The organism is Wenjunlia vitaminophila DSM 41686 (assembly GCF_000380165.1).
Taxonomy (GTDB): Bacteria; Actinomycetota; Actinomycetes; order Streptomycetales; family Streptomycetaceae; genus Wenjunlia; species Wenjunlia vitaminophila.
Map to the genome: position 1 here is coordinate 1 of NZ_KB904679.1, position 20,498 is coordinate 20,498.

Consider the following 20,498-nt stretch of genomic DNA (forward strand, 5'->3'; position numbering starts at 1 on the left):
ATCAGCCTCCCTGGCCTCACCAGGACCATTGACCACACACCCCATCACCGCCACCCGCAACGGCACCTCCATACCATCCAGCCCCGCCGTCACCTCATCCGCCAACCGATACACATCCACCTGCGCCCGACCACACGACGGACACGACACGATCTCCAACCGCCGCTCCCGCAACCCCAACGACTCCAGAATCTGCGCCCCCACCTTCACCTCCTCCACCGGAGGCGCCGACAACGACACCCGAATCGTGTCCCCGATCCCCTCCGACAACAACGCACCAAACGCCACCGCCGACTTGATCGTCCCCTGAAACGCAGGACCCGCCTCCGTCACACCCAAATGCAACGGATAATCACACCGACTCGCCAACAACCGGTACGCATTGACCATCACCACCGGATCGTTGTGCTTCACCGAGATCTTGATGTCCCGGAACCCGTGCTCCTCGAACAACGAACACTCCCACAACGCCGACTCCACCAACGCCTCAGGAGTCGCCCGCCCGTACTTCGCCAACAACCGCTTGTCCAACGACCCCGCGTTCACCCCGATCCGAATCGGCACCCCAGCCGCCGACGCCGCCCGCGCGATCTCCTTCACCTTGTCATCGAACTGCCGGATGTTCCCCGGATTCACCCGAACCGCCGCACACCCGGCATCAATCGCCGCAAACACATACTTCGGCTGAAAATGAATGTCCGCAATCACCGGAATCTGCGACTTCCGCGCGATCTGCGCCAACGCCTCCGCATCATCCTGACTCGGACACGCCACCCGCACGATCTGACAACCAGACGCCGTCAACTCAGCGATCTGCTGCAACGTCGCACCCACATCCGCGGTGACCGTCGTCGTCATCGACTGCACCGACACCGGAGCCCCGTCCCCCACAGGAACCGAACCCACATTGATCCGCCGAGTCTTACGACGCTCGGCGAGCTTGACCGGAACGGACGGCATTCCGAGCGAAACGGAACTCATTAGATGTGCATCCCCACGTGGCTCAATGACATTGACACACGGACCTCGACGACCAACGGTACGGCAACCCATGATGCGGCATGACGCTTGTGGTTCGGTACAGCTTCCCGATCACCGGGCGAGCGCACCCGATCATCCGCCGATCGCCGCATCAGTTGATCCGAACCGGATTGAACAGATCCGCTACCAGGACCAACAAGGTGAAACAGATGAAGACCCCGGCCACCACGTAGGCGACCGGCATCAGCCGGGCCACGTCGAACGGCCCGGGATCTGGCCGGCGGAACACCCGGGCGGCGTGCCGTCGGATCGACTCCCACAGGGCCCCGGCGACGTGCCCGCCGTCCAACGGCAACAGCGGCAACATGTTGAACAGGAACAGCGACAGATTGAATCCGGCCACCAGGAACAGCATGAACGCGACCCGCTGCTCCGGCGGGGCGTCGAGGGCGAACACGTCACCGCCGACCCTGGCCGCGCCCACCACGCCCATCGGCGAGTCGGCCTCCCGCTCCTCCCCCTGGAAGGCCGCACCCCACAGCGCGGGGACCCGTGAGGGGATCTCGATCAGCCGCTCGACACCGTCCACCACGATGTCGCCCATACGGTCGGCGGTCTGCGACGGACTCTGCTTGACGATGCCGGACGCCGGGGTGAAGCCCAGGAATCCGGCCTTCTCCGTCTCGCCCGGAACGTAGTCGCCGTCCCCGTCGATCCTGGTGACCTCGTTGCGCACCACGTCGGCCGTGAGGGTCACCTCCTTGCCGCCGCGCTCGACGCCGATGGCGACCGTGCCGGAGGAGTCCCGGATGGCCCGTTGCAGCGCGCCCCAGTCCTGCATGGGGCGGCCGTCGAACGAGATGATCTTGTCACCGGCCCGGAGCCCCGCCGTCTCGGCGGGGGTGTCCTTGGCCCCCTTCGGACAGGTGTCCGAATTGGCTGAGGCCGGCACCACACAGTCGCCGACGCTGCCCACGGTGGTGGTCGGGGTGCTGACTCCGAACCCCATCAGCACACCGGCGAACAGCGCCACCGCCAGGATGAGGTTCATGAACGGCCCGGCGAGCATCACGATCACGCGCTTCCACGGCTTGCGCGTGTAGAACATCCGGCCCTCGTCGCCGGGCTGCAACTCCTCGTAGGCGGCGGAGCGGGCGTCCTCGATCATGCCGCGCCACGGGGAGGTCGAACGTGCCGTGACCTTCCCGTCGTCCCCGGGTGGGAACATCCCGATCATCCGGATGTAGCCGCCCAGCGGCAGTGCCTTGATGCCGTACTCCGTCTCGCCCCTGCGCCGGGACCAGATCGTCGGCCCGAAGCCGACCATGTACTGCGGCACCCGGATGCCGAAGAGCTTGGCCGTGGACAGGTGCCCCAGCTCGTGCCAGGCGATGGAGAACAGCAACCCCAGGAAGAAGACGACTATGCCCAGGACCGTCATCAGTTCCGTCATACAGTCGTCCCTGTCCTCGTCCCCGCCTGCGTTCCGGCCAGCTCCCTGGCCCTGGCCCTGGCCCACTCCTCGGCCTCCAGGACGTCGCCGAGCGACAACTGGTTGCCCGCCGGGGGCGTCCCGTGCTCCTGCACCGTCCTGGCGACCGTGTCCACGATCGCGTTGAAGGGCAGCCGCCCGGCCATGAACGCGGCCACGCACTCCTCGTTGGCGGCGTTGAACACCGCGGGCGCTGTCCCTCCGAGGGTACCGACCTGCCGGGAGAGCGCGACGGCGGGGAACGCCGCGTCGTCGAGGGGGAAGAACTCCCATCGGCTGGCCTTGGTCCAGTCGCAGGCCGGCGCGGCGTCCGGCACCCGGTGTGGCCACCCCAGTGCCAGGGCGATCGGCATCCGCATGTCGGGCGGGCTGACCTGGGCCAGCGTCGAACCGTCCACGAACTCGACCATCGAATGCACGTACGACTGCGGGTGGACCACGACGTCGATCCGGTCGAACGGGATGTCGTAGAGCAGGTGGGCCTCGATCACCTCGAGCCCCTTGTTGACCAGGGTTGCCGAGTTGATCGTGATCACCGGACCCATGTCCCAGGTCGGATGGGCCAGCGCCTGCTCGGGGGTGACCCCTTCCAGCTCCTCCCGGGTGCGGCCGCGGAACGGCCCCCCGCTGGCGGTGACCAGCAGCCGGCGCACCTCGGGGCGGGACCCCCCGCGCAGCGCCTGGAACAGGGCCGAGTGCTCCGAGTCCACCGGGACGATCTGACCGGGCGAGGCCAGCTCCCGCACCAGTGGGCCACCGACGATCAGTGACTCCTTGTTGGCCAGGGCCAGGATGCGCCCGGCACGCAGCGCCGCCAGGGTGGGCGCGAGACCGATGGAACCGGTGATGCCGTTGAGCACCGTGTCACAGGGGTGGCCGGCGAGTTCCGTCGAAGCGTCCGGACCGACCACCAGCTCGGGCAGCCGGCGGGTCCCGTACCGGGCCCGCAGCGCCTCACGGAGCGGTCCGGCCGCCGCCTCGTCGGCGACACCCACGGCTCGGACGTCGAGTTGGTGCGCCTGCTCGGCAAGCAGCTCCACCCGGCTGCCCGAGGCGGACAGCGCGACCACCCGGAAACGCTCCGGGTTGCGCACCACCACGTCGATCGCCTGGGTGCCGATGGAACCGGTGGAGCCCAGGACGACCACGTCCCGGCAGCCGCCGTCGCCTTCGGCGGTGACCGTGGGAGGCAGGAGGTGGGGATCGGCCAGTGAGGTCTGCGTCATCCCCCCATTGTGGACCGGTGCGCGGGGCCCGTGCCCCGCACCTCAGTGCACGGGGCGGTGCAGATTCCTGTCTGCCGGGGGCTGCTGGGCCGGTTCCGCGATCCACGGCCCGTCGCCCGAGGGATCGAGGACGCCCTCCTCCAGCCACGCGTAGTCGCCGGCCATGACCCGGCGCACCGCCTTGCCGTCGAGCTCGTCGGTGTTGTGCCACAGGCGGTGGAAGACCTCCTGCACCCGCAGCCTGGCCTGGCAGCAGAACAGGTCGGCCAGTTCGTACGCGGCCGTCCCCGGTGTGCCGCCGGGGTCCTCCGTCCCGGTCGCGGCCTGCTCACGGAGCATCTGTGCGCGGACGCAGACCGCGCTCATCGCGAACAGTTCGGCGCCGATGTCCACGACCCTGCCGAGGAAGCCCTGCTTGGTCTCCATCCGGCCCTGCCAGCGGGACATCCCGTAGAAGGTGGAACGGGCCAGACGACGGGCGCTGCGTTCGACGAAGCGCAGGTGGCGGGCGAGGTCCGGGTGACCGGGCGGGTGGAACGCGGCGTAGCTGCCGGGCACCTGCCCGGGGCCGGCGACGAGCCTGGGCAGCCAGCGGGCGTAGAAGCCCCCGGCGCGCACCGCGGCCCTGCCCTTGCTCCGCAGGTCCTTCTCCGGGTCGATCAGGTCGCCGGCCACGGACAGGTGGGCGTCCACCGCCTCCCTGGCGATCAGGAGGTGCATGATCTCGGTGGACCCCTCGAAGATCCGGTTGATCCGCAGGTCCCGCAGCACCTGTTCCGCGGGCACCGCCCGCTCACCGCGGGCGGCCAGCGACTCGGCGGTCTCGAAGCCGCGGCCACCTCGGATCTGGACCAGCTCGTCCGCGACCAGCCAGGCCATCTCCGACCCGTACAGTTTGGCCAAGGCGGCCTCGATCCGGATGTCGTTGCGTTCCTCGTCGGCCATCTGGCTGGCCAGCTCGACCACGGACTCCAGGGCGAACGCCGTGGCCGCGATGAACGCCACCTTGGTGCCCACCGCCTCGTGCCGGCCGATCTGCCGGCCCCACTGCTCCCGGGCGCAGGACCACTCGCGGGCGATCCGCACACACCACTTGGCGGCCCCGGAGCAGGCCGCGGGCAGCGAGAGCCGTCCGGTGTTGAGCGTGGTCAGGGCGATCCGCAGCCCGGCGCCCTCGGCACCGATGCGGTTGGCGGCGGGGACCCGGACCTGGTGGAAGCGGGTGACGCCGTTCTCGATGCCGCGCAGGCCCATGAAGGCGTTGCGGTTCTCCACGGTGATGCCCGGGGAGTCGGCCTCGACGACGAAGGCGGTGATGCCGCCCCGGTGCCCCTCGCCCGCGGGCACCCGGGCCATCACCACCAGCAGGTCGGCCACCACGCCGTTGGTGGTCCACAGCTTGACCCCGTCAACGACGTAGGCGTCGCCGTCCTCGGTCGGGACCGCGGTGGTGGCCAGCCGCGCCGGGTCCGAGCCCACGTCGGGTTCGGTGAGCAGGAAGGCGGAGATGTCCGAGCGTGCGCACCGGGGCAGGAAACGCTCCTTCTGCTCGGGGGTTCCGAACAGCTTCAACGGTTGGGGAACCCCGATCGACTGGTGCGCGGAGAGCAGCGCGCCGACGGCGGGGCTGACGCTGTTGACCAGGGCCAGCGCGCGGTTGTAGTAGACCTGGGTGAGTCCGAGGCCGCCGTACTGCTCGTCGATCTTCATGCCGAGCGCCCCGAGTTCCTTCAGGCCCAGCAGGACGTCGTCGGGGATCCTGGCGTCCCGTTCGACCCGGGCGCCGTCGATCCGCGTCTCGCAGAACTCGCGCAGCCTGTGCAGGAACGCTTCGCCCCGTGCCTGGTCCTCGGGGGCGGGCAGCGGGTGCGGATGGATCAGGTCGAGGCGGAACCGGCCGAGGAACAGCTCCTTGGCGAAGCTGGGTTTGCGCCAGTCCTTCTCCCGGGCGGCCTCCGCGACCCTACGGGCCTCTGCCTCGCTGATCGTTGTCCGGCTGCGCGGCGTGGACGCTGCGGTCATCGAATCCTCCGGGGAAACCCCGCCCTCGGGCAGGGGGAACGGACTCCCGCGGAGCAGGGCGGGGAGGGGCGACGCGCCACCGGGCGGATCGCCCGTCCGGCCTGGGCGTTCGCCGGACACGCCCTCCCACGGGCGGTGAGTGCCGGTTACCGGCCAGTGCTACTTGACCGTAATACCCCGCTTCGCCCTGCCCTATCGCCACCGGACCGCCGACCGGTGGAATCACGCCACTGGCTGCGCCCCCTGCTGCCGCGGCCGGGGGACGCAACCGCCCGGCCGGGTGGTCACCCGGGTCCCCGGTATCCGGTTGCCGCCCGCGCCAACGCGCCCGTACGCTCCGGGTAACGCGCTGACGGAGACGAGTAGTCACCGGGTCCGGGCAGGTGGAGAGAGCCGCCGGTAGCTGGGAAGGCGGACCTGCCCCTGGTGGCGAAGACCCTCCCGAGTGCGGGGAGGAACGGCACCGATGCCCAATGCCCCGCCGGCCGGCCCCCGTCACCGGGCCCGTCGAGGCCGCCGCCCGTCACGGCGGCGGCGAAGGTGCGGTGGTACCGCGAGTTCCCCTTCTCGCCCGCACTCCCAAGGGATCACCACGCGCTCACCCGAGGACTGTGATGATCTCCCCGAAACCCATCCCCACCCTCCCCGTCCCCTTTCCCCGAACCCTGGCCGCGGAGCTCACGGCACGGATCGGTCGGCAGGTGACCCTCAAGGGCTGGCTCCACCGCAAGAGGGTCTTGAAGTCGGTCGCCTTCCTCGTCCTGCGGGACCGCTCCGGGCTGGCCCAGGCCGTGCTCTCCGAACCCCGGGCCGTGGCCGCGCTCTGTGCCCTGCCCGAAGAGACCGTCCTGCAGGTCACCGGCACCGCGACCGCACGGGCCCAGGCCCCCGGCGGAGTCGAGGTGACCTCCCCGACCGTGTCCGCCCTGTCCGGGCCGGCCGCGCCTCCGCCGTTCGACCTCTACCGCCCCGTGGTGCCCGCCACGCTGCCGACCGTCCTCGACCACGCCCCCGTCGCCCTGCGCCACCCGCTGCTGCGGGCCCCGCACACCCTCGCCGCGGCGTCGGTCGCCGGCTTCCGGGCGGCGCTGGACGCGCTGGGCTTCACCGAGATCCACACCCCGAAGGTGGTGGCCTCGGCTACCGAGTCGGGCGCCAACGTCTTCTCCCTCGACTGGTTCGGCCGCACCGCCTACCTCGCCCAGTCACCGCAGTTCTTCAAGCAGGCCATGGTCGGTGTCTTCGAGCGCGTCTACGAAACGGGCCCGGTGTTCCGTGCCGAACCCCACGACACGGCACGCCACCTGGCGCAGTACACCTCCCTCGACGCCGAACTCGGATTCGTCGCCGACCACCACGACGTCATGGCCGTGCTGCGCGAGGTCCTCGCCGTCATGACGGCGACGGTGGAGGAGCGGGCCGGCGAGGCCTGCGCGCTGCTGGGCGTCACACCGCCGGAGGTCCCGGAGCGCATCCCGGTGCTCCACTTCGCCGAGGCCCAGGAACTGCTCGCCGCCCACACCGATGAGGACCCCCGCGGCGAGCCGGACCTGTCCCCGGCCCACGAGCGGTGGCTGTCCCGGTGGGCGCTGCGTGAGCACGGCAGCGAGTTCCTCTTCGTCACCGGCTATCCGATGGCCAAGCGCCCCTTCTACACCCATCCCGAACCCGGCAGGCCGCAGTACTCCAACAGCTTCGACCTGCTCTTCCGCGGCCTGGAACTGGTCACCGGTGGCCAGCGCCTGCACCGCCACGAGGACTACCTCGCCGCCCTGTCGGCCCGTGGCGAGTCACCGGAACCGTATGCGGGGTACCTCGCCGCCTTCCGACACGGCATGCCCCCGCACGGCGGCTTCGCCCTGGGCCTGGAACGCTGGACCGCCCGCCTCACGGCGGCCGACAACGTCCGTCGCGTCACGCTGTTCCCACGCGACCTGCACCGTCTCACTCCCTGACGCCCGGGGTGCGGCCGGTCCGGAGCCACCGCCCGGACGGGCCGCCCCCCGCGGGGACGCCCGCCGGGCGGGAGCTCACCCGTTCAGGTCCACCAGGAGCGGGGGCACCCGCTCGCCGGACGCGGTGACCAGCGAGACCACGGCGTGGCCCGGCGGCACCGAGTGGGCCAGCTCGGAGGCGGACCACCGTTCCCGTTCCACCTTGCGCACGGTCACCGACTCCGTCGTCACCGCCCGGCCGGTGACCAGCTTGCGCAGGGTGTTCATGCTGCGCCGGAACGAACCCCCGTAGTGGTCGGGGGCGCGGGTCACCCGCGGGTCGTCCACCCACGTCTTCCCCCAGGTCTCGGCGAAGTAGCCACCGTCCCAGGTGTTGATCCCGGCGAGCGCCACGTGACAGCCCACCGCTCCGAGCAGCGCGCCGCGCAGCGGCTCGGGGACGTCGTCGAGGGAACGCAGCGCCAGCACCGCCCCGGCGTGCCCGGACCGCAGGCGCTGGAGGTCCCGTACCGTCTCCTCGGTCACCGCGTGGGCGGCGTCGTCCACCACCAGGCAGGCGAACAGCGACCGGTCGGCGCGGGCCGCCACCGCCGCGGCGAACTGCGCCAGGACCAGTCGGGTGAGGATGCGGCTCGCCTCGGCGTGGCCCCTGGCGGGAAGGCAGATCCGCACCCGCAGCGGATGTTCCAGGGCGCGCAGCGAGAACGGGTGGCTGAGGCCGTGCACGTCGAAGAAGCCGGCGAAGGCCGGGCGGTTGAGCAGCGCCACCCGGTCGGCCAGCGCGGGGCCGACGTCCTCGGGCCGGCCGTGCAGGCGTTCCCGGGCCATCAGGTCACGCAGGTGCTGGTGGGCGCCCGCGGCGTCCAGCACGCCACGCAACGCCGCGAAGGCGTCGGGGGTGCCGTCCAGGAGTTCGCGCAGCTCGCCCACCGCTGGGTAGCGCCCGTGGGCGGCGTGGAACGGGCCGAGGAGCTGCCCCAGCGCCGTCCTGGCCGCACGGCTGTCCACCTCCCCCTCGGGTAGCAGCGCTTCGGCCAGGCAGGCCGCCGCCTCGTCGGGGTCGGCGGCGCCCCCGTAGAGGTCGAAGTCGTAGTCGGACGCCGGGTCCCCGAGCGAGATCACCACGTCGAACGCCTCGCGGGGCCCGAGGTCCGCCTCGGCCGGCCCCACCGCCACCACCGCGGCCCGGCCGCACAGTGCCTGGAGGTTCAGGCTCTCCACCACCGGACGCAGCACGGAGCGGGTCTTGCCAGAGCCCGGCGGCCCCACGGCCACCAGGGAGGTGCTGAGCATGCCCGGGTCCAGGGCGATGGCCGCGTTCCGGTAGGCCCAGGGGTTCTTCTCCTGGTCCGGGGCCAGCCCCAGGCGAAGCTGCGACACCAGGAGGTCGTGCCGGGCCTCGCTCCTGGCTGGCAGGTCCCGCGCGCCGGACGGGTGGGTGAACGACGCGCCGCCCTGGCGCAGCACGGTCTCGGTGACCACGCGGGACCGTTCGGCGTGCATCCTGGCGTTCTCCCAGGCCCGGCTGATCCGCACGTAGTCCACGTCGGTCATCCGCCCCGAGCGCACCTCGGCGTCCAGTCGGTCGGCGAGCGCCGTGGCGCCGGCCGCCCGGAGGTCCGGCCAGGCGGAGGCGGGGGCCGGCAGGGGGGGCTCCGGCCGGCGGGGTGGCCGGCGGGCGGTGAACGTGCGCAGCGGGGGCAGGGCCAGCACCCGGGGGGGCACCCGGGGCTCCACGAACCGCCGGTACACCTCCAGCCACTGCCCGAAGTACAGGACGCCGGCGACCACCGTCAGACGCAGCAACCAGGCGTACGAGTCCCAGACGAGGTCCTCGTCCAACCACGACTCGGGGGCGATCCGCTCGAGGAACCACCAGACCGGGATGGTGTCCTCCCACATCAGCCGCCACACCACCCAGCCGAGCACGGCGGTGAGGAGGGCCTGGACCAGCAGCCGGGGGGACGGGGTGTCGGCGCCCCGCCTGCGGCGGTCGTGGGCGGGGACCGCGGTGTGCGGGGACGGGGCGTCGCGGAGCAGTTCGGGCGTGGTGAACCGGCGCAGCGGGGGCAGGGCCAGCACCCGGGGCGGCACCCGGGGCTCCACGAACCGCCGGTACACCTCCAGCCACTGCCCGAAGTACAGGACGCCGGCGACCACCGTCAGACGCAGCAACCAGAAGTACGAGTCCCACATGAGTTCCTCGTCGTCCCAGGACTCCGGGCTGACCAGCGCGAGGAACCGCCAGGCCGGGATGACGTCGAGGTAGACCAGTCGCCAGACCACCCAGCCGAGTACCGGGGACAGCAGCGCACCGAGCAGCAGCCGGCGGTTGGTGATCCGGTCGGGGTCCTCCGGCGGGCGGGGGACGTGACCGAACCGGTAGACACCCGGGACGTCCACGGGACGTTCGGTGTGCACCCAGGTCACCAGGTCACGGTGGGGCGAGGGGGGAGCCGCGGGGCGGGGGGGCACCGGTGGCGGGCCGGCCGGCCGGGGCACCTGCCCGGCCGGGCTGGGCGCCGGATCGGCGTCCGCCGGCTGCTGGAAACCCATGCTGCCGCCACCGTCCATAGCGCGCGTTCCCTCCGTACCGTGCCACCACCCTGAACTGCCACTCAATGTAGTCGAGTTGCCACGTGCGGCCGAGGGCGTGTCAGTTCTGGCGTCCCGCGGAGCCGGGCGGCGGGCACGGGCGGGAGGTCACGCCCGGGGGTGGACGCTCGGACGGGGGTCGGACGGGTTGCCCGGGGGTCAGTGAAGAACCTGTGCGAGCCTGATGGCGGACGGGTGATCCGACTCGCCCGCTGGCCCCCCGCTCCCGTACGGTCTCTTTCAGATGGCTGAAACACCCAGTTCGCAGCAGCACGCGAGCGACACCCCACCGGGGGCTCCCCACCTCCGGTACGCACGTGCCCTCGCGCACGGCGCCGCAGCCGAAAGCCGCGGCAACCATCGCCGGTCACTCGACCAGTCGCCCCACACCCCCCGGGGCGGCCGGGCCGAGGATCGCCACAGCCGCCCCGGAACTCTCCCCCCCGTTCCGGGGCGGCGCCGCGTGCTTCCCCGGTGGGTCGTTCCTCCGCTCGGCCCCCGGTTCCCCGGGTGGTCCCTGCTGGCGCTCGGAATGCTGGTGCTGCTGGTCCTGATCACCTGGCAGGTGGTGGACGACGGGGCCCTGCTGGTCCTCGACGAACGGGCTCGGGACGCGGTGCCGCACCGGGGTGCCGACGAGCCGGTGCGGCCGTGGGCGGCGGAACTCCTCGCCGACCTCGGGGGCACGCTGGTGGCGGGTCCGGTGCTGGCCGCGGCGGCGCTGGGCTCCGCCTGGTGGAACCGTCGCCGGGACGCTGTTCGCTGGTGGCTTCCCCTCGTCTGGGCCGCGGTCGCCGGGGCGGCGGTCCCGTTGCTGGTGGTCCCCATGAAGGCGGTCGTGGGCCGGGAGGGGCCGGACGGGACACTCGATCCCGGCCAGCTCGGCTTCTACCCCTCCGGGCACACCGCCACCGCGGCCGTGTGCTACGGCGCCGCGGTGCTGCTCGCGCCGGCCGGCCGCCGGGGCCTGACCTGGGCCGCCGCGGCGCTGAACGCGGCCGTGGGGGTGGCCCTGGTCTGGTGCGGCTACCACTGGGCGCTGGACGTGGTGGCCGCCTGGTGCCTGTCCGGGACGGTGCTCCTCGCGCTCCGGGCCGGGCTGGCGGGACCGGGCGGCGGCCGGGTCGGTCGAGGTCGGGCGGTAGCGGTCAGCGGTTGGTCGGGAAACCCAGGTTGATCCCCCCGTGGGACGGGTCGAGCCAGCGCTGGGTGACCGCCTTGCTCCGGGTGAAGAAGTGCACCCCGTCCATGCCGTAGGCGTGGCTGTCGCCGAACAGGGACGCCTTCCACCCTCCGAAGGAGTAGTAGGCGACCGGTACCGGGATCGGCACGTTGATCCCCACCATGCCCACCTCGACCTCGTTGCGGAACCTGCGGGCGGCACCGCCGTCGTTGGTGAACACCGCAGTGCCGTTGCCGTAGGGACTGCTGTTGACCAGCTCCAGACCGGCGTCGTAGGACGGCACCCTCACCACGGAGAGCACGGGCCCGAAGATCTCGTCGTCGTAGACGGACATCCCGGGCTTCACCCGGTCGAAGAGCGTGGGGCCCAGCCAGAAGCCGTCAGCCGTGTCCTCCCCGCCCACCGGGTGGCGACGGCCGTCCACCGCGAGCTCCGCCCCCTCGGCGACCCCCGCGTCGAGGTAGGCGGTCACCTTGTCCCGGTGCTGGCCGGTGACGAGCGGGCCCATCTCCGAGTCGGCGCGGCAGCCCGGCCCCACCCGCAGGCCAGCCATCCGGTCCTTGATCTTTGACACCAGGTCGTCGCCCACCGGGTCGACCGCGACCAGCACCGAGACCGCCATGCAGCGCTCCCCCGCGGACCCGAAACCCGCGTTGACCGCGGCGTCGGCGGCCAGGTCCAGATCGGCGTCGGGCAGCACCAGCATGTGGTTCTTGGCTCCGCCGAGCGCCTGGACCCGCTTGCCGTGCCGGGTGCCCGTCTCGTACACGTACCGGGCGATCGGGGTCGAGCCGACGAAGGACACCGCCTTGATGTCGGGGTGTTCCAGCAGTCGGTCCACGGCCACCTTGTCCCCGTGCACCACGTTGTACACGCCGTCGGGCAGCCCCGCCTCGCGCCAGAGACCGGCCAGGAAGTTGGCGGCCGACGGATCCTTCTCCGAGGGCTTGAGCACCACCGTGTTGCCCGCGGCGATGGCGATGGGGAAGAACCACATGGGCACCATGGCCGGGAAGTTGAACGGTGAGATGACCGCGACGGGACCCAGCGGCTGGCGGACCGAGTAGACGTCGATCCCGGTCGACGCGTTCTCGGTGAACCCGCCCTTGAGCAGGTGCGGCACCCCGCAGGCGAACTCCACCACCTCCAGGCCGCGGGCCACCTCGCCCAGGGCGTCCGCGTGCACCTTGCCGTGCTCGGAGACGATGATCGAGGCCAGCTCCTCCCGCCGGGAGTTCAGCAGCTCCCGGAACGCGAACAACACGCTGACCCGCCGGGCCACCGAGGTGTCCCGCCACCGCGGGTACGCCTCCCTGGCGGCCCGGACGGCCTCGTCCACCTCCGCCGTGCCGGCGAAGTCCACCTGCCCGGTCACCCTTCCGGTGGCCGGGTCGTACACGTCACCGCGCCGCTGCGCGGTACCGGACCAGGTCCGGCCCGCGATCCAGTGGGAAATGTGGTTGCTCACCAGTGCCGACCCTCCTATGGGGGACAACTCCCGAACCGCCAGTCTCATGGTGGCCAGCCCGCCCCGCAATGCCCCCTGCCCACGGCGTCTCCCCGGCCCGGGCGTGGCCGTGGGTGTCGGCGTGTGCGTGCGCGGGGGCGGGGGCGGGGGTGTCGGCGTGCGCGGGGGCGGGGCCACCACAGCCCCGGCACCCGGGGCACACCCGGTCAGCGTCCGCCGAAGCCAACGTCCCGCCCGGGTCGGCCTCCACCGGGGGCTCCCCGGGGCCAGGCACGCCGTACCACGTCCGGGGTCCCGCCCCGCGTCGCGGACTACGATGGCCCGCGCCACCCCGCAGGCAGGAAGGTCACACCACATGTCCCAGACCACCAGTCCCCAGGGCATCGACGCGTTCATAGCCGGGCTCCCCAAGGCGGAGTTGCACGTGCACCACGTGGGTTCGGCGTCGCCCCGCATCGTGGCGCAGCTCGCCGCCCGACACCCGGGCGCACCGGTCCCGACCGATCCCGCCGCGCTGGCCGAGTACTTCACGTTCCGCGACTTCGCCCACTTCATCGAGGTCTACCTGAGCGTGGTGGACCTGGTGCAGGACGCCGAGGACGTGCGCCTGCTCACCTACGAGGTGGCCCGGGACATGGCCCGGCAGAACATCCGCTACGCCGAGCTCACCGTGACCCCGTACAGCTCCACCCGGCGGGGCATCCCGGACCGGGAGTTCTGCGACGCCATCGAGGACGCCCGACGGGCCGCGGAGGCCGAACTGGGCGTGGTGCTGCGCTGGTGCTTCGACATCCCCGGTGAGGCGGGACTCGAGGCGGCCGAGGAGACGGTGCGCATCGCAACCGAGGTCCAGCCGGCGGGACTGGTGAGCTTCGGACTCGGCGGCCCGGAGATCGGGGTGGCCCGCCCGCAGTTCCAGCCGTACTTCGACCGGGCGCGGGCCGCCGGCCTGCACAGCGTTCCGCACGCGGGGGAGACGACGGGGCCGCAGACGGTGTGGGACGCCCTGCGCCACCTGGGAGCCGAACGGATCGGGCACGGCACCAGCGTCGTCCAGGACCCGGCCCTGGTGGACCATCTCGGTGAGCACCGCATTCCGCTGGAGGTCTGCCCGACGTCGAACGTCGCCACCCGCGCGGTGGCAGACCTGGACGAGCACCCGATCCGCCGGATGGTCGAGGCGGGTCTGGTGGTGACCGTCAACAGCGACGACCCCCCGATGTTCGGCACCGACCTCAACACCGAGTACGCGGTCGCCGCCCGGTTGCTGGGGCTGGACGAGGCCGGGGTCGCGGAACTGGCCAAGAACGCCGTGTCGGTGTCCTTCCTGGACGCCCCCGGAAAGGCCGAGCTGACCGCGTCGATCGACACCTACCTGGCGAACTGGGGGTCCTGAGGCACCGTCGTACGGTGGGGCGGCGGTCTATGCGCGTCGCCCCATCACTGCCCGTGTGTTGGCGCCCGGATGTGCCCGCACCGGCAGGGCCTGCTTCCGGACAACTTGTGCTGTCTGCGCTGTCCGGGCGTTTTCCCCTGGTGAACGGGTATCTCCTACCCGATACCCCGCAGCCGCCGACCCAGGTCCCCGGCAGCGTCTGCGGAAGCGCGGATGCCTGCGCGTCGGGCGAACGGCGCTGCCGCGCCCTCGCCGCCCACCACCCACACGCCTCGCAGCCCCGCTGCCCCGCGATCAGTTGAGGGGGCACAGGCCATGTATCACGACGAACTGACCTTCAGCGTCCGGGAGAGGCGCGTCGGCGACACCATCGTGGTGGAGCTGCGCGGCGAACTCGACCTGTTCGCCACGCCCCGGCTGTCCGCCCGGCTCGACGCCCTGACTGTCCAGCCGCGCCCCGCCCTCGTCCTTGACCTGCGGCAGTTGGCCTTCATGGACTGCGGGGCGCTGACCGCGCTGTGCCGGGTGCGGGCCAGGACCGCAGCCCGGGGCGGCCGGCTGTACGTGGTGACCAATCGCCGGCACATCCTGCGGCTGCTCCAGGTCACCAGGCTGTTGCGGGCCTTCGACGTCTTCTCCGACCTGCCGTCGGCGCTCGCCAGGGCAGCCAGCGCGAGTGACACCCCCACGCAGGCCGACCAGGGCGCCATCGCCTAGCCTGCCCGCGGTCCCGCCCCCGGGTCCGCCCGCGGGTCACCGGCGCGGCTACCGGGGCGGGTGGCCGTCCGGGTAGGAGACGTCCCTCAGCTCGACCCCGCCGTGGGGGCGCAGCTCGAGCACCGGAACCGCCTTGTTCTGGGCATACCCCTCGTTGTCCAGGGAGATGTCTCCGCTGGCGCCGGGGACCCTGTGCACCCCGTTGAGCACCTGGAGCTTCTGTTGCACGGCCTCCGGGGAGAGCGACGACGGTCCCTGATCGGTGCGGTACCGTATCGCGGCGATGGCGGTCAACACCGCGTCGTGGGCCATCACCGCGTGCCCATCGGTCAGCGTGGCGTCGGGAAACCAGTCCTTGCTGGTGAACGTCTCGGTGAAGAATCGCACCGCCGGCCTGTTCACCTCGGCCCTGTCCCACACTCCGGGATGGGTCAGGCCGGTGTAGACCAGCCTGATCCTGCCGGCCAGCGCCTGGTCGAGCTGTTCGTCGGAGCGCAGCAGGGTCGCGTCGTCGCCGGTGACGACGGTGAACCCGACGTCCTGGCAGCCACGGTTGCCCAGTTGGGCCACGAACACCCTGAGCGCGTCGGAACGCCCGGCGAAGTAGATTGTTCTGGTGTTCGAGTAACACAGGTTGTCGATCAGTGCGGAGAACCGGTCACCCAGCGAGGGCAACCGCCCGGCGTAGGAGCCTCGCTCCTCCACCAGGGCGTGGCCGTCTCCTGCGTACGCCTCACGGAAGGCGGTGCGCAGGCTGGTGGAGTACGTCTCGTTCTCGTCGCGGTCGAAGACGAGTTGTACCCTGCGGACCTTCTGGTCCTTCAGCCACTCCGCCGCCGCCGTGGCCTGGTCGCTGTTGGTGGGGGCGACCCGGGCCAGCGTCCGCACGCCGGGGACCTCGTCCACGGTGAGCACGTCGCTGACCATGGGGATGCCGTGCTCGGACAGGTAGCGCATGGCCTCGCCGTTGGCCTTGGTGCTGCGGCTGATCCCGGCGACCGCGACCACGCCGTTGTCCTCCTTCGACTCCTCCACGATCTTCTCGGCGGTGACCTTCCAGTGCTCCGAGCGCTCGCCGAAGTTCCCGATGACCAGCCGGATCAGCGGGCTCTCCCCCCTCACGCCCCTGTTGGCCCGCCACTGGGCGGCGTACGCCCCTGCGAGACTGTCCCGGATGGCACCGCTCTGCCCTTCGCCCATCGGCCGCGCGAAGGCGATGGTCACGTACTCCTTCCCGGTCTGCTCGACCCGGTCGTTCTCCGCTTCGATCCTCTGCGAGACGCCGCGGAGCTCGTCGAAGAAGGGGTGCCCGCCGTCGGTGAGCCCGACGCACTGCTCGCCGCGCGCCTCCAGGCCCGAGCCGCAGTCGTCCTGGTCGCGCAGGTGGCGCCAGCCCACGACGCCTCCGGTCACCGTCGCCAGCGCGGCGACCACGATGAGCGCCGTGAGGAGGGGGTGCCGGTAGTAGAAGGGGCCTGGACCCAGACGTGGGTGACTCACCTGATGCCTCCGCTAGCGGTACTTGTCCGCCTCGTCGTAGAAGAGCTGGAACCCTGCCCGTGAGTAGGCGCCCAGTGTGCGCAGCAGGTCACCCACCGGCCCGCGCAGGTCTCCCGCCGGGTCGGCCATGGGGTCGCACAGCAACCACCGGGCCGCGGTCAACCGCCACAGCAGTCGGTGCAGCTCGGACAGGTCCGCCGCGGGTGCGGTGAGCTGGTCCAGGACGACCCGTGGCTCGCTGAGCCGGGGCAGCCGGTTCGGTGCGGCGGTCAGCGCGTTGAAGTCCTCCAGCCAGGCGGCGGCCCCGATGTCGCGGTCGTCCCAACGCCGGATCAGGTGGGCGACCGGGTCCCCGAGGCCGTCCGCGGCGAGCTGGTGGTGCAGGGCGCGGACGGCGAGCCGCCGGCGCCCCGCCTCGTCCCGGGCGGTGGCGGCCTCGCGCTGGTAGTCCTGGCGCAGCTCCTGGTGCATCCGGCGCCAGGGGTCGGCGCCGTCCCCTTCCCCACCGCCCCGGGCCAGCCGGTGCAGCAGGAGGGTGCGCAGCCAGGGGTGGATGTGGCTGGCCCGCCCGGGCTGGGGTATGAAGGCGACCGTGCCCCGGTTCGGTCGGCGACGTGGGTCTCCCGGGGCGTCCTCGACGAGCCAGAGGTGGTCCTTCAGCTTCTGGTAGAGCTGCGGCAGGCCGGTCATGGGCGCCCACCGGCCGAGCTCCGCCGAGTCGTGCGGGTCCCACGCGGCGGCGAGTCCGGTGAGGGCGGCGACCTCCGGGGGCTCGAAGGCTCCCCGCAGCATCCTGTCGAGGGCGTACTCGCCCAGGGTGAGGGACGTCGGCTCACCGGCGGTGACCGTCAGGGGGTCGGGGTCCGGGTGGTCGCCGCCCGGCAGGTGCACGGGGCGGTCCAGGGACCGGCGCAGCGCGTCGGCACGGGAGGTGTCCCCGTCCCGGTTCAGCACCGCGCCGATGACGGCGCGCACGGCCCAGGGGTGACCACCGGTGGCTCGGTGCACCGCCGCGGTGAGGTCGGTGAGGGTCGCTGCGCGCTCCGGGGCGTCCGCCCGCGCCCGACGGGTCTCCACCGCGGCGACGGCGTCGAGGTCACCGAGACCGAACCCCCGGAGGAGCACGGGGTACCACCAGGAGCCGTCGCTGTTGAGCTCCCGCCTGATCCCCGCCCAGTCCGCGTGCCCGGCCTGGTCGGGTAGGCGGGGCGGCACCTGGTCCTCGCTGGGGGCGACCGCGCTCCAGGCCCGGGGCCGACGGCGACTCGTCGCGACGATCAGCAGGGAGTCCCGGTCTCGGGGACCGGTCATGTCCCAGGCTTCCCGGACCCGGATCAACGTGTCGAGGAAACCCGCCCCCGCGGGGGAGTCCGCGTTGTCCAGCAGGGCCACGCACACCCGGCTGCGACGCTCGGCCCGGTAGGCGCGCATGTCCGCGAGGAACGCCCCGCACTGGGCCTCGTCCACGCTGCGCCGTTCGTTGGGGTCCCCGTCGTGCCAGTACCGGTGCAGGGTGGCCAGGGCGTCCCTGGGATCGGCGGTGTCCCGCCCGTACCAGTCGAGGGCGGCGCGGTGCTGCTTCTTGGACGTGCCGATCGCCACCTCCAGGCCCCGCACCGCGAGACCGCCCACCGCCATGGCCACGCTGGAGGTGACGGGTAACCCGTTGGCCGCCGGGAGCAGGCCGAGGACCTCGCTCATCCCCTCGCTGTCCCAGGCGTGGTCGTGGCGCTCCCGGCGGTTGCGCAGGAGCGACTCGATCTGCTTGCGGGCCCTGGCCGGATCGCCGCGGTCCAGCTCTGCGTCGAGGACGAGCTGGCCGAGGAGCAGCCGTGGGAAGAAGGGACTGGGCACCCCGTCCAGCCGTTGGGCGAGCGCGAAGGCGAGGGCGGAGGCGACGTGGCCCGGGCTGGTCTGCTCCCGCCCGTCGAGATCGAGACGGGCCACCGGAACGACGTGTTCGCGGCAGCGCTCCTGCATCCGCCGGAGCACGGCGCTCTTTCCACTGCCGCGCGGGCCGAGCAGCACCACCAGGGGCAGCTCCGGCCCACCGCGACCGCCCGCGAGGGCGTCGTCAGGAGCCAGGAACTCCTCGAGCATCCGATCGGTGATCTGGGTGGCACCCCGCAGTGAGGTGCCGGGTAACGCCGTGCCTCCCGCTGACCTGCGAAACATGCTGGTGATCCCCCCGTCACTGGTGAACAGGGTAGGACCGCAACCGTGGGAACCGCGACGTGCTGTGGATAACTTGTGACATGGTTCGGTCAGCACACGTCGGCGCACACGACGACGGCCCACACCGTCCACCGGTGGCCGGCGGGTGGTGTGGGCCGCGGGGACGCCCTCCCGCCCCGGCGGGGGACCGGGGAGGGAGACGTGGGGGACGCCCTGCCGGCGTCACCCGTCCAGCGACGTCATCACGTGCTTGACCCGGGTGTAGTCCTCGAAGCTGTAACCGGACAGGTCCTTGCCGTAGCCGGACTGCTTGAAGCCGCCGTGCGGCATCTCGGCCACCAGGGGGATGTGGGTGTTGATCCACACGCAGCCGAAGTCCAGTGCCTTCGACATCCGCATCGCCCGGCCGTGGTCCTTGGTCCACACCGAGGACGCCAGGCCGTACCGGACGCCGTTGGCCCAGGTGACCGCCTCCTCCTCGGTGGAGAACCGCTGCACCGTGATCACCGGCCCGAAGACCTCGTTCTGCACGATCTCGTCGTCCTGGAGCACCCCGGAGATCACGGTGGGCGCGTAGAAGTAGCCCTCGTCGCCGACCCGCTGCCCGCCCGTCTGGACCTTGGCGTGGCCGGGGAGCCGCTCGATGAAGCCCGCCACCCGCTCCAACTGGTCGGCGTTGTTCAGCGGGCCGTACAGCACGTCCTCGTCGTCCGAGCGCCCGGTCCTGGTGGCGGCTGCCTGCTGGGTCAGCGCCGCGACGAACTCGTCGTGCACGCCGTCCTGGACCAGCACGCGGGTGGCCGCGGTGCAGTCCTGCCCCGCGTTGAAGTAGCCCGCCACCGCGATGTCCTCGGCGGCCTTGGCCAGGTCCGCGTCGTCGAAGACGACCACCGGGGCCTTGCCGCCGAGCTCGAGGTGGACCCGCTTGAGGTCCTTGGCGGCGCTCGACGCGACCTCGATCCCGGCACGGACCGATCCGGTGATGGAGGCCATCGCCGGGATCCGGTGGTCCACCATCAGCCGGCCGGTCTCCCGGTCCCCACAGATGACGTTGAACACGCCCTTGGGCAGCCGCAGGTCGGCGAGGACCGAGGAGATGATCTCGGCGAGCAGCACCGTGGACGCGGGCGTGGTGTCCGAGGGCTTGAGCACCACGGTGTTCCCCGCCGCCATGGCCGGGGCGAACTTCCACACCGCCATCATCATCGGGTAGTTCCACGGCGTGACTTGGGCACAGACCCCGATCGGCTCGCGCCGGATCATGGACGTCATGCCGTCCATGTACTCACCGGCCGACTTGCCCTCCAGCATCCGGGCAGCGCCGGCGAAGAACCGGATCTGGTCGACCATCGGCGGGATCTCCTCGTCCCGGGTCAGGGCGACCGGCTTGCCGGTGTTCTCGCACTCGACGGCGATCAGCTCGTCCGCCCGGCGCTCGATCGCGTCAGCGATCTTGAGCAGGGCGAGCTGGCGCACGGCGGGGGTGGTGTCCCGCCAGCTCGGGAACGCGGCGGCGGCAGCCTCCATGGCGGCGTCCACATCAGCCCCCGAGGACAGCGGTGCTGTCGCGTACACCTGGCCCGTCGCCGGGTTGACCACTTCGGTGGTGCGGCCGTCCGCGGCGTCGGCGAATTCACCGTTGATGTGGTTGCGCAGCGTGCGGAGCTCGCTCACAGCGTCTCTCCTGTCCTCTACACGGTCACGGCCAGCCAGGAACGGTCACCGGATCGCGGCGCCGTGAGGCTGTGGCCAACCAGCCTAGCCCGCGGTTCCCGCATTGCTTCCGCG

Annotated in this window: 13 protein-coding genes; 4 read left to right on the top strand and 9 right to left on the bottom strand. The window is 71.9% G+C overall.

What is annotated here, in order from left to right; all coding sequences use genetic code 11:
* The 4 genes from ispG to A3IG_RS0116705 all read right to left on the bottom strand — a co-directional run.
* On the bottom strand, positions 1-981 hold a 981-nt coding region (gene ispG, locus A3IG_RS0116690; protein WP_078500594.1), incomplete at its 3' end, for a flavodoxin-dependent (E)-4-hydroxy-3-methylbut-2-enyl-diphosphate synthase.
* A gap of 151 nt (positions 982-1,132) precedes the next feature.
* Positions 1,133-2,434, bottom strand: coding sequence for a M50 family metallopeptidase (locus A3IG_RS0116695; protein WP_018384723.1), 1,302 nt, complete (start codon positions 2,432-2,434; stop codon positions 1,133-1,135).
* Positions 2,431-3,699: a 1-deoxy-D-xylulose-5-phosphate reductoisomerase gene (gene dxr / locus A3IG_RS0116700; protein ID WP_018384724.1), complete on the bottom strand. Its 1,269-nt coding sequence runs from the start codon at positions 3,697-3,699 to the stop codon at positions 2,431-2,433. The genes A3IG_RS0116695 and dxr overlap by 4 nt, the downstream gene beginning before the upstream one ends.
* A 42-nt stretch (positions 3,700-3,741) precedes the next feature.
* Positions 3,742-5,721, bottom strand: a complete 1,980-nt coding sequence (locus A3IG_RS0116705) for an acyl-CoA dehydrogenase family protein (protein ID WP_018384725.1) — start codon at positions 5,719-5,721, stop codon at positions 3,742-3,744.
* Positions 5,722-6,335: 614 nt separating this feature from the next.
* Here A3IG_RS0116705 and aspS point away from each other — a divergent pair.
* The gene (aspS, locus tag A3IG_RS0116710) at positions 6,336-7,676 is read left to right on the top strand and encodes an aspartate--tRNA(Asn) ligase (protein ID WP_018384726.1); all 1,341 of its coding nucleotides are present in this window, start codon (positions 6,336-6,338) and stop codon (positions 7,674-7,676) included.
* Between the two features lie 75 nt (positions 7,677-7,751).
* On the opposite strand, the gene A3IG_RS30055 is transcribed toward aspS, so the two are convergent.
* A complete protein-coding gene (locus tag A3IG_RS30055; RefSeq protein WP_018384727.1) occupies positions 7,752-10,250 on the bottom strand; it encodes a hypothetical protein in 2,499 nt (832 codons plus the stop codon).
* A 484-nt stretch (positions 10,251-10,734) separates the two neighbouring features.
* On the opposite strand from A3IG_RS30055, the gene A3IG_RS30060 reads away from it, so the two are divergent.
* Positions 10,735-11,448 carry a phosphatase PAP2 family protein gene (locus A3IG_RS30060; protein ID WP_018384728.1) on the top strand — a complete coding sequence of 238 codons (714 nt, stop codon included), beginning with the start codon at positions 10,735-10,737 and terminating at the stop codon, positions 11,446-11,448.
* Here A3IG_RS30060 and A3IG_RS0116725 read toward each other — a convergent pair.
* Positions 11,420-12,970: a CoA-acylating methylmalonate-semialdehyde dehydrogenase gene (locus tag A3IG_RS0116725; protein ID WP_201787456.1), complete on the bottom strand. Its 1,551-nt coding sequence runs from the start codon at positions 12,968-12,970 to the stop codon at positions 11,420-11,422. The two genes, A3IG_RS30060 and A3IG_RS0116725, sit on opposite strands and share 29 nt — an antisense overlap.
* A 307-nt stretch (positions 12,971-13,277) precedes the next feature.
* Here A3IG_RS0116725 and A3IG_RS0116730 point away from each other — a divergent pair, with 307 nt between their 5' ends.
* Both A3IG_RS0116730 and A3IG_RS30065 read left to right on the top strand, forming a co-directional pair.
* Positions 13,278-14,318: an adenosine deaminase gene (locus tag A3IG_RS0116730; protein ID WP_018384730.1), complete on the top strand. Its 1,041-nt coding sequence runs from the start codon at positions 13,278-13,280 to the stop codon at positions 14,316-14,318.
* A 315-nt stretch (positions 14,319-14,633) separates the two neighbouring features.
* A complete protein-coding gene (locus A3IG_RS30065; RefSeq protein ID WP_018384731.1) occupies positions 14,634-15,035 on the top strand; it encodes an STAS domain-containing protein in 402 nt (133 codons plus the stop codon).
* A gap of 48 nt (positions 15,036-15,083) precedes the next feature.
* Here the strand turns inward: A3IG_RS30065 and A3IG_RS0116740 are convergent, their stop codons facing one another.
* The 3 genes from A3IG_RS0116740 to A3IG_RS0116750 all read right to left on the bottom strand — a co-directional run bounded on the left by A3IG_RS0116740 (position 15,084) and on the right by A3IG_RS0116750 (position 20,384).
* On the bottom strand, positions 15,084-16,535 hold the full coding sequence (locus tag A3IG_RS0116740; protein ID WP_018384732.1) for a type 1 periplasmic-binding domain-containing protein: 1,452 nt from the start codon (positions 16,533-16,535) through the stop codon (positions 15,084-15,086).
* A 12-nt stretch (positions 16,536-16,547) separates the two neighbouring features.
* Entirely contained in the window at positions 16,548-18,710 is a 2,163-nt protein-coding gene (locus A3IG_RS0116745; RefSeq protein WP_157862233.1) for an ATP-binding protein, read from the bottom strand.
* A 222-nt stretch (positions 18,711-18,932) separates the two neighbouring features.
* Positions 18,933-20,384 (bottom strand): gamma-aminobutyraldehyde dehydrogenase, encoded by a 1,452-nt coding sequence (locus A3IG_RS0116750; RefSeq protein ID WP_018384734.1) that lies wholly within the window; start codon positions 20,382-20,384, stop codon positions 18,933-18,935.
* Positions 20,385-20,498 lie beyond the last annotated feature (114 nt).

Coding starts and splice junctions, on each gene's coding strand:
- A3IG_RS0116695 (WP_018384723.1), bottom strand. CDS start 2,434: ATGACGGAACTGATGACGGTCCTGGGCATAGTCGTCTTCTTCCTGGGG.
- dxr (WP_018384724.1), bottom strand. CDS start 3,699: ATGACGCAGACCTCACTGGCCGATCCCCACCTCCTGCCTCCCACGGTC.
- A3IG_RS0116705 (WP_018384725.1), bottom strand. CDS start 5,721: ATGACCGCAGCGTCCACGCCGCGCAGCCGGACAACGATCAGCGAGGCA.
- aspS (WP_018384726.1), top strand. CDS start 6,336: ATGATCTCCCCGAAACCCATCCCCACCCTCCCCGTCCCCTTTCCCCGA.
- A3IG_RS30055 (WP_018384727.1), bottom strand. CDS start 10,250: ATGGACGGTGGCGGCAGCATGGGTTTCCAGCAGCCGGCGGACGCCGAT.
- A3IG_RS0116725 (WP_201787456.1), bottom strand. CDS start 12,970: ATGAGACTGGCGGTTCGGGAGTTGTCCCCCATAGGAGGGTCGGCACTG.
- A3IG_RS0116730 (WP_018384730.1), top strand. CDS start 13,278: ATGTCCCAGACCACCAGTCCCCAGGGCATCGACGCGTTCATAGCCGGG.
- A3IG_RS30065 (WP_018384731.1), top strand. CDS start 14,634: ATGTATCACGACGAACTGACCTTCAGCGTCCGGGAGAGGCGCGTCGGC.
- A3IG_RS0116745 (WP_157862233.1), bottom strand. CDS start 18,710: ATGTTTCGCAGGTCAGCGGGAGGCACGGCGTTACCCGGCACCTCACTG.